This is a genomic window from Mesorhizobium sp. M7D.F.Ca.US.004.01.2.1, from assembly GCF_003997785.1.
Taxonomy (GTDB): Bacteria; Pseudomonadota; Alphaproteobacteria; order Rhizobiales; family Rhizobiaceae; genus Mesorhizobium; species Mesorhizobium loti.
In genome coordinates, this window is sequence record NZ_RZRQ01000249.1 from 1 (window position 1) to 8,593 (window position 8,593).

At 63.8% G+C, this 8,593-nt stretch carries 7 protein-coding genes and 1 pseudogene; 5 read left to right on the forward strand and 3 right to left on the reverse strand.

From position 1 onward, the window contains the following. Window positions 1-202: pseudogene (locus EN993_RS26035) on the forward strand (adenosine deaminase); the annotation flags it as partial. Window positions 203-284: 82 nt separating this feature from the next. Here the strand turns inward: EN993_RS26035 and EN993_RS26040 are convergent. Both EN993_RS26040 and EN993_RS26045 read right to left on the reverse strand, forming a co-directional pair. Continuing rightward, a complete protein-coding gene (locus EN993_RS26040; protein WP_245468966.1) occupies window positions 285-2,720 on the reverse strand; it encodes an EAL domain-containing protein in 2,436 nt (811 codons plus the stop codon). A 161-nt stretch (window positions 2,721-2,881) separates the two neighbouring features. Beyond that, on the reverse strand, window positions 2,882-4,159 hold the full coding sequence (locus EN993_RS26045) for a cytochrome-c peroxidase (RefSeq protein ID WP_127265190.1): 1,278 nt from the start codon (window positions 4,157-4,159) through the stop codon (window positions 2,882-2,884). Window positions 4,160-4,359: 200 nt separating this feature from the next. Here EN993_RS26045 and EN993_RS26050 point away from each other — a divergent pair, with 200 nt between their 5' ends. Then, the gene (locus tag EN993_RS26050) at window positions 4,360-5,892 is read left to right on the forward strand and encodes an acid phosphatase (protein WP_127265191.1); all 1,533 of its coding nucleotides are present in this window, start codon (window positions 4,360-4,362) and stop codon (window positions 5,890-5,892) included. A 48-nt stretch (window positions 5,893-5,940) separates the two neighbouring features. Here the strand turns inward: EN993_RS26050 and EN993_RS26055 are convergent, their stop codons facing one another. Then, a complete protein-coding gene (locus EN993_RS26055; RefSeq protein WP_164757814.1) occupies window positions 5,941-6,519 on the reverse strand; it encodes a DUF922 domain-containing protein in 579 nt (192 codons plus the stop codon). A gap of 152 nt (window positions 6,520-6,671) precedes the next feature. On the opposite strand from EN993_RS26055, the gene EN993_RS26060 reads away from it, so the two are divergent. The 3 genes from EN993_RS26060 to EN993_RS26070 form a co-directional block, all read left to right on the forward strand. Further along, entirely contained in the window at window positions 6,672-7,169 is a 498-nt protein-coding gene (locus tag EN993_RS26060; RefSeq protein WP_245468967.1) for a hypothetical protein, read from the forward strand. Between the two features lie 81 nt (window positions 7,170-7,250). Beyond that, window positions 7,251-7,703 carry a GNAT family N-acetyltransferase gene (locus EN993_RS26065; protein ID WP_127265193.1) on the forward strand — a complete coding sequence of 151 codons (453 nt, stop codon included), beginning with the start codon at window positions 7,251-7,253 and terminating at the stop codon, window positions 7,701-7,703. Between the two features lie 171 nt (window positions 7,704-7,874). Continuing rightward, window positions 7,875-8,593 (forward strand): PLP-dependent aminotransferase family protein (locus tag EN993_RS26070; protein ID WP_164757815.1); only part of this gene is annotated, 719 nt, incomplete at its 3' end.

Sequence of the window (8,593 nt, forward strand, 5' to 3'; positions counted from 1 at the left end):
CGGTGTCCCCGTCTCGATCAACACCGACGATCCGACGCTGCTCGACACCACGCTTGAAGCATCCTACGCCGCCTGCGCCGAGGCCTTCGGCTGGGACGGTGAAACCATCCGTGAACTCGCCGCGACGTCGGTGCAGGCGAGCTACGCCGACCCGGCGCTGAAGGCGCGGATCCTGACCGATCTAGCGGCCTGGCGGAGCTAGGTGCCGCTACCGATCTTGCCAGGAAGTATCCCGCGCGGCCGCCAGCGCCGCGTCGCCCAGTGCCATCGTGCTGTCTGGCGGATTACGCGGTCAGGGCTTCTGGCTGTTCGAAAAGCGCATGAAGCTCGGAGGCTGGCATTGGGCGGCCAAAGAACCAGCCCTGGACATCCGTGCAGCCATTCTCCCTGACCAGCCTGTACTGGTCCTCGGTCTCGACGCCTTCGGCTGTCGTCGTCATGCCGAGCGTGGTGCCGAGTTCGGCGACGGCCTTGACGATCGCCCGGCTTTCGCTGCTCTCGCACATCAGGCTGACGAAGCTGCGGTCGATCTTGATGCGGTTGAACGGGAACGACCTGAGATAGCTCAGCGAGGAATAGCCGGTGCCGAAATCGTCCATTGCTATAGAGATGCCGAGGTCGCGCAGGCCGTGCAGCGTGTTTAGCGTGTTTTCGTTGTTCGCCAGCAGCACCGACTCGGTGATCTCCAGCTCGAGCCGCGACGGCAGCAGCTCCGACGCCGCGAGCGCCGCGGCAACCTGAAGCGACAGCCCCTGCTGTTTGAACTGGGCCGGCGAGAGATTGACCGCGACCTTGACGGGCAGGGGCCATTTCGCGGCGTCGGTACAGGCACGCCGCAGGATCCACTCGCCAAGCGCGTCGATGACGCCCGTCTCCTCGGCCAGTTGGATGAACTCCGACGGCGGCAGCAGGCCGAGGCGCGGATGGTTCCATCGCACCAGCGCTTCGAAGCCGGTGAGTTGCGAGGTCTTTGCGTCGTGCAGCGGTTGATAGTGCAGGACGAACTGTTCTTTTTTCACGCCGAGTGCCAGCTCGGATTCGAGTTGGCGCCGCTCCTGCAGTCTCGCGTCCATTCCTGGCTCGAACGACCTGCAGGTCCCGCGGCCTTCCATCTTGGCCTTGTACAAGGCAAGGTCGGCATTGCGAATAAGGGTTTCAGAATTTTGCCCGTCGTCGGGGAAGACGGCGATGCCGATGCTGCCGCCGATGTTGATCTTGTGGCCATGGATGGAGAATTCGTCGGACAGGGCATGAATGACGCGGCTTGCCAGCACGCCGGCCTCGTCGTTACCGTCGAGCAGGAGCTGAAGGATGACGAACTCGTCCCCACCAATTCTCGCCACCATGGCGGTTTCGCCGGCATGGTGTTTCAACCGCTTCGCCACCGCACCGAGCAGCTCGTCGCCGACCGGATGGCCGAGCGTGTCATTGACCGGCTTGAAACGGTCGAGGTCGACGCAGTGGACGGCCAGCTTCTCGCCGTCCCTGAGGCTTCTCAATGCCTCGTCCATCGTTTCAGCCAGCAGGCCTCGGTTGGGCAGGCCGGTGAGAATGTCATGCGTGGCCAGGTGCTGGATCTCGGCGGTGCGTTCCTCGACCCGCCGCTCCAGGGTCTCGGCTGCCTCGACCTGCATCGTCATCGTCCGCCCGATCGCATACCAGCAGGCCAGCGCCAGCAGCGTGACCACCGCGACCGCCGCATAACCGGCCAGTTCGAATTCATGCACGGACTGGACGTCCAGGTTACTGTCGAACCGGCTGTTGGGGAAACCGGCCCAGAGACGCCATGCACTCCTGGGATCGTTGAGCGAGAGCGGGATGACTTCGGAATAGATCAGATTGGGGTCGGCCGCCGTGAAGGCACGGGAATCCGCCGCGAGCGCCGTCGACATCTTGTGCTGGTCGGATTCAAAGCCGTAGCCTGAATTGACGATGACATAGTCGCTGCTCGGCAACAGTTTGCGCAGCGCCGAGGTAAGCATGATCGCCGAGACAGAGCCGCGCAGGTTGCCATCCCCGCCGAAGACCGGGACCGAAAGGATGAAGCCGGAGCGGTCCGCGTCATTGCCGGTGTGGATGAAATCGGTGTTGTCGCAGGTGATGAGCTCCTTCGTGCCGATAATCGGCACGTTGAGCCCGTCGATGGCGCTTGAATTCGGATAGTTCGTCTTCAGCCAGGCGAGCTGCTTTGCCAGTTCGTGGTATTCATAGGTCTCGATCTCCTCGGGGGGGCGAACCAGGGCATTCTGGTCCAACTTTCCGGGCTTCGCGTCCGCGGCGACCTCGGATCTCGCCTTGGCATTCACGATCAGCTGGTCGAATTGGAGGATCGGCTCCTCGAGCTTGCCGGTCACCGCATCGAAGCGGTCCGGGTTGAAATCCAGCGGCAGGAAGTAAACTTCGGAAATGGAGACGTTGTTGGCGAGGTTGTTGTAGATCTGCTGGATTGTCGCGCGGCCTTCGTCGCCCAGATTGGTGCCATGCCGGTCGAGGTTTTGGACGCTGGGCAGATAGGTCAAGGTCCGCACATTTTCATAGACGGCCCGCAAGGCGTCTTCGACGGTCTTGGCTGTCGCTCTGGAAGCGGCCTGGGAATTCTCGAGATAGCGCTCCTTGGCCAGCGCGAAGTTTCGCTGGGCATCGATATGCAACGCCGCCAGCGTCGCCGCGCCGGTCAACATGATAACAACAAATCCGGCCGCTCGCCTGAATGCGTTCATCGGCGCCCCACCATCGAGTGACGAGGATTACCGGAAAGCGGTTTAGGAAGCGCTAATGGGATATGTCTCTCTTTACCGGTCCCAAGCGTTGCGGCGCATCAAATCCGGCAAATCCAGAACCCTTTCTTTCGCCGGCGGGCAGGCCAAACGAGCAAGGCGGTTCAGTTCGCTGGCGCTGCCTGCTGGTCGGCGTCGGTCAGCGTTTGCAGGAAGGCGACGATGTCGTCGATCTCGGGATCGGTGAGAGCTGGCTTGTTGCCGGGCTTCTTGCCGAAGGGCGGGTCCTGGTTGAGGTTGACCCAGTAAGCCTTTGGCAAATCGGCGTTTTGCCGGACCGTGCCGTCGGTGTTTCTCGGGTACCAGCGGCCGGGATCGGTGTCGCGCGTCGCGTAGAAGGCGACCGCGTCGCGCAAGGTGTGGAAAGTGCCATTATGGAAGAAACTTTTGCGCACCGCCACGTTGCGCAGCGTCGGCGTGCGGAACAGGCCGCAGTAGTCAGCCCGGCTTTTGAAGTCCGTCCTGAGCGGGCCGCATAGGCCGAGATCGACATAGGCGGGGTCGGCATTGGCGGGAATCGCCCTGTTGCGTGGCACGGCAATGGCGATCAGGCCGAAATCGGTGAATTGCGGCGGTTCGCCGTCATTGGCCGGTTCGCTCAGATGGCAACTGGCGCAATTGCCCTTGGCTGCGTCCTCGAACAGCGCGCGGCCGCGCAATTCCTGTGCCGACAGCGTCGCCTTGCCGGCGAGGAAGACGTCGTAGCGGCTGGAATAGGGATAGAAGTCGGGCGCACTCTGCTCGAAGGTCCCAAGCGCCTCGGCGGCGGCGTCGAAAGCATCGTCCGGATGGTCGAGAACGTCGTCGCCGAAGGCCGCCTTGAAGTCGTCAGCATAGGCGGCCTTGCGCAAGGCGGCGGTGACGGCAGCGGCATCCTTGTTGGCCATCTCGAACGGCGACAGCAGCGGGATCTTCGCCTGATCGCTGCCGCGGTCGGCGCGGCCGTCCCAGGTCAGGCCGCCGGTTGGACCATTGTCGACGCTCTCGTCGCCCTCATCCTCCGAATCGTAGAAATGCTCGGTGAAGGCCGGCGCGGCCTGCAAATAGCGAAGCGAGGGCACGGCACGCAGTCCGGGCTGGTCGAGATGCGGCCCGCCCATTTCGACTGAAGCCGCCGAGGCCGGGCCGAAGGCATGGTGCGGGTCGTGGCAGGACGCGCAGGCCTGCTTGCCGGAGGCAGACAGCGCCGGGTCGAAGAACATTTTTCGACCAAGCGTGGTCAGGGCGGCGGCGCGTGCGAAGGCATCCGCCCGCGACATCGGCCCGGGATGGACACTGCCGGTTCCAGCGCGAACAAGGGTTGCCGGCAGGGTCACGGCAAAGCCAAAGATCGATGCTGCAGCGGCCGCGATCATCAGGCTTTTCCATCGTCCTGTCGTCATGGGTTCAATCCGGTTTGCCTGGGAATTAGGTGCGCACTGCAACGGATTGATGACTGGTCCATCCGCTCACGCAACCGTGTTCGCCGGCAGCGCAGATGTCACAAAGGTGACAAGGCATCGACTTAGCCTTTGCAGCCATGGCCGTTGCCCCCAAGCCATGCATTGCCCCTCTAGCCATCCCCCAGCCATGAGGACTTCCCATGACGCGGCCTTTTATCTCCCTTTGCCTCGCCAGTACGGCCCTGGCATCCTTCGCCAGCGCGGCCATGGCCGCACCGCCCGGCTACGACAATATCGACACCGTCGTCGTCATCTATGCCGAGAACCGCAGCTTCGATAATCTCTATGGCGGCTTCCCCGGCGCCAACGGCCTGGCCAATGTCTCGGCCGACCAGGCGCGGCAGCTCGACCGCGACGGCAAGCCGCTTACGGAATTGCCGCCGGCCTGGGGCGGGCTGACCGCCAAGGGCGTGACGCCGCCGGTCACCGAGGCGCAGTCGGCGCATCTCACCAATGCCAGCTTCGCCATCGACGATGCCAGCGGCTTCAACGAGAAGACCTCGGTCATCACGCGCGACCTCTGGCACCGTTTCTATCAGGAGCAAATGCAGATCGACGCGGGCAAGAACGACAAGTTCGTCGCCTGGGCCGATTCCGGCGGCCTGGTGATGGGCCATTATGACGGATCGGTGCTGCCGATGTGGGCGGTGGCGAAGAAATACGTTCTGGCCGACAATTTCTTCCAGGGCGCCTTTGGCGGCTCCTTCCTCAACCATTTCCAGCTCGCCTGCGCCTGCGCGCCGGTCTATCCGCACGCCGACACCAGCCCGGTGAAGGGGCAGATCGCCGTGGTCGAAGCCGACGGCAAGACGCTGAAGGTCGCCGACAATTCGCCGCCGTCGGCACTTGGCGGCGCACCGAAATTCGTCAATGACGGCGCCATCACGCCCGACTTCTATGCGGTCAACACCATGCAGCCGCCCTATCAGCCGAGCGCCAACAAGCCGGTCGAGGGTGGCGACAAGGCGCTGGCCGATCCGGCGCAGCCGACGACGCTGCCGCCGCAGCACGACATCACCATCGGCGACCTGCTGACGCTGAAGGGCGTCGACTGGGCCTGGTATGCCGGCGCCTGGCAGGCAACGCTCGACGGCAAGAACGCGACGCCGGTGCCGAACTTCCAGTTCCACCACCAGCCGTTCAACTATTTCGCCGCCTACGCGCCGGGCACGACCGCGCGGACAGAGCACCTGCGAGACGGTGGCCTGGATGGCGCCGAGTTCATCAAGGCGATCGACGACGGCAAGCTGCCTTCGGTGAGCTTCTACAAGCCGCAAGGTAATCTCAACGAGCATGGCGGCTATGCCGATGTGGCGAGCGGCGACCAGCATCTCGCCGACCTCGTTTCGCATCTGGAAAAGAGCCCGCAATGGAGCCACATGCTGGTGGTCGTCACCTATGACGAGAATGGCGGCTTCTGGGACCATGTCGCGCCGCCAAAGGCCGACCGCTGGGGGCCGGGCAACCGCATCCCGGCTTTCATCATCTCGCCCTATGCGAAGATGGGCACGCTCGACCACACGCAATACGACACGACGTCGATCCTGCGCTTCATCACCGCGCGCTACGATCTGCCGGTGCTGACCGGCATCGTTGCCCGCGACAAGGCGCTGCGCAACAACGACCAGCCGCCGATGGGCGACCTGAGCGCAGCGCTCGATCTCAGCCGGTAGGTGGACTTCAAATCTTGCCGCCGCGTCGCAAAGGCGCGGTGGCCTGTTTCAAGGGCCGGTCACCAAAGCGAAAACCAGTTTCTGCAGATTGCCACCATCGCCGAATTCGACGCGGTCGAAATCGCGGCTTGCCTGTACACGCGCCTTCGAGATCGCGTCGAGCCGCTTGACCACCTCGGTCCTGGTCTTGCTGCATTTGGGATCGTCGGCAATGGTCAGGCCGTCCGTCGCCGCTTCAATGTCGTGGACCATCTGCACCATGCTGGCGCCATGCACTTGTTCATGGGCGCTGACGCTGGCGATGAAGACGTCCCAGCTCTTCTGGACGGCCGGCGGCAACGAACCCGCAGGCTTCGGCAAGGCGTAGGTGATGATCAGTTTCGGCCGCCCCATTGTCAGCACGCAGTCCTTGCCCCTTGGCTTGTAGTCCCTGCCGCTCCAGGTCAGTTTGAAGTTGGTGTAGGCCATGGTGCGCGTCTTGGCGCCGCGGATCAGCGGCCCTTTCTCGCCGATCGAGCGGTAGAGTTCGGCGCCGGACTGGCCCGAGATGGCGTAGGTCTCGACTTTCTCGACCGGCTTCCACTGCGCATGGGCGGTGAGCGGCAAGGCCAGCAAGGTGGCCAACAGAAGACACAGACGAACACAGGCTCTCAACACCGCTCTCCGCAAAATCAGGACCGGGCGACATCTGCGCGACGGGCAATGCCACAGGACAGCTTTTCCTATAGAATGCCTGCTGGTGCTGCAAATGCCCTAGAGGGGGTCAATTGGGGGAAGTCATGAGAGCTGGATATCTCGTCGTCGCCGGTGCGGTCGCGGTCCTGCAGGCCGCGCAGCCGACTTTTGCCGCGTCGTGCGGCGGCTGGGCTGCGAAGATGGAGGAAGACGAGGGCGGCAGCGTGCTGACCGCCTCGGTCTGCGGCGGCCCGAAAGGCGATGCGCATCTGATGCTGACCTGTTTCGACACGCCGGTGCTGAGTTTCGATCTCGGCGCCACAGGCCAGCAACTGGAGCCCGGCCTCAGCGGTTCGTTCGAGTTCAAGGCCGACGGCAAGACGGTGACCAAGACGCTGCAGCTCGAGGCCATGTACAACTACTTCGTGGTCAATCTGGCGAAAGCCGATCCGCTGCTGGACCTGCTGCGCGGAAAAGGCGAGGTCAGCGTCAGCGCGGCCAAATACGGCCAGACCAGTTTTCCGCTGAAGGGCTCGAGCGCTGCCATCGGCAAGGTGCTGGCGCAGTGCGGCAAGGCCAAGCCGGCGGGTGATGCGGATTGAACCTCAGAGGGTTGTGCCAGCGCCCGGTGGGAGCGTATCCAAATCTTGCCGCTGCCAGCGCCTCACGATATGCCCGACACCATGATCACCTTCCGCCGTGCGCAAGCCTCCGACCTGCCTGACATCGTCGCCATGCTGGCCGATGATCCGCTTGGCGCCGGCCGCGAGGACGCCTCGGTGCCGCTGGCGCAAGGCTATGTCGATGCCTTCAACGCCATCGATGCCGACCCCAACCAGCTGCTGGCGGTGGCCGTCGAGGGCGCCGAGGTGGTCGGCACCTTGCAGATCACTTTCCTTGCCGGCCTGTCGCGCAAGGGCGCCTGGCGCGGGCAGATCGAGGCGGTTCGGGTCGCCGGCCACAGGCGCTCGGGCGGCATCGGCAGGCAGATGATGGAATGGGCGATCGCGCAATGCCGGGCGCGCGGCTGCAGCCTCGTCCAACTGACCACCGACAGGTCGCGCGCGGACGCGCACCGGTTCTATGAAAGCCTCGGCTTCATCGGCAGCCATCTCGGCTACAAGAAGAGCCTTTAGCCGGACGGAAAACCGCTGCACACTTTTTGTGGAATTGCTCGCGGCGTTCGTGCATTGCGCTGGCGCATTCGGGAAATCGTTCAGGCACACTTCAATTCGCAGGCAAGAGGGGATATAGGTCAGGCAAGTTGACCTATATTGCTGCGTCTGGGGAGGCGTGTCGTGACTTTGATGAACCTGTTGGCTTCGCGCTCGTCGCGCATGAAAGCGTCCGAAATTCGCGAACTCCTGAAGCTGCTCGACCAGCCCGACATCATCTCGTTTGCCGGCGGCATTCCCGATCCGGCGCTGTTCCCGGCCGAGGCCATCCGCGACGCCTATGCCGATGTGCTGGGCGGTGCAGAGGCGGGTGCCGCTCTGCAATACCAGGTCTCGGAAGGCTATCTGCCGCTGCGGCGCTGGTTGGCCGGGCAGATGGGCAAGCTCGGCGTCGCCTGCGACGAGGCCAACATCTTCATCACCTCTGGCTCGCAGCAGGCGCTGGACTATCTCGGCAAACTGTTCCTGTCGCCGGGCGATACCGCGCTGGTGACATGGCCGACCTATCTCGGCGCCTTGCAGGCCTTCAACGCCTACGAGCCGCGCTATGAGCGGCTGACGGTGGACGGCGGCAACATGACGCCGGATGCCTATCGCGCGGCGGCTGCCGCTAATGGCGGCAAGGCCAAGTTCGCCTATCTGGTGCCGGATTTCGCCAATCCGACCGGCGAGACCTTGAACCGCCAGCAGCGCGAGGCGGTGCTCGACCTTGCCGGCGAACTCGACATCGCCGTCATCGAGGATGCCGCTTATCGCGCGCTGCGCTACGACGGCGAAGGCGTGCCGCCGATCCTGGCGCTCGACTGCATCAGGTCCGGCGGCATCGACAAGGCACGCACGCTCTATTGCGG

Bases quoted from the DNA above. Each gene is read 5' to 3' on its own strand.
- EN993_RS26040 (WP_245468966.1), bottom strand. From the start codon at position 2,720: ATGAACGCATTCAGGCGAGCGGCCGGATTTGTTGTTATCATGTTGACC.
- EN993_RS26045 (WP_127265190.1), bottom strand. From the start codon at position 4,159: ATGACGACAGGACGATGGAAAAGCCTGATGATCGCGGCCGCTGCAGCA.
- EN993_RS26050 (WP_127265191.1), top strand. From the start codon at position 4,360: ATGACGCGGCCTTTTATCTCCCTTTGCCTCGCCAGTACGGCCCTGGCA.
- EN993_RS26060 (WP_245468967.1), top strand. From the start codon at position 6,672: ATGAGAGCTGGATATCTCGTCGTCGCCGGTGCGGTCGCGGTCCTGCAG.
- EN993_RS26065 (WP_127265193.1), top strand. From the start codon at position 7,251: ATGATCACCTTCCGCCGTGCGCAAGCCTCCGACCTGCCTGACATCGTC.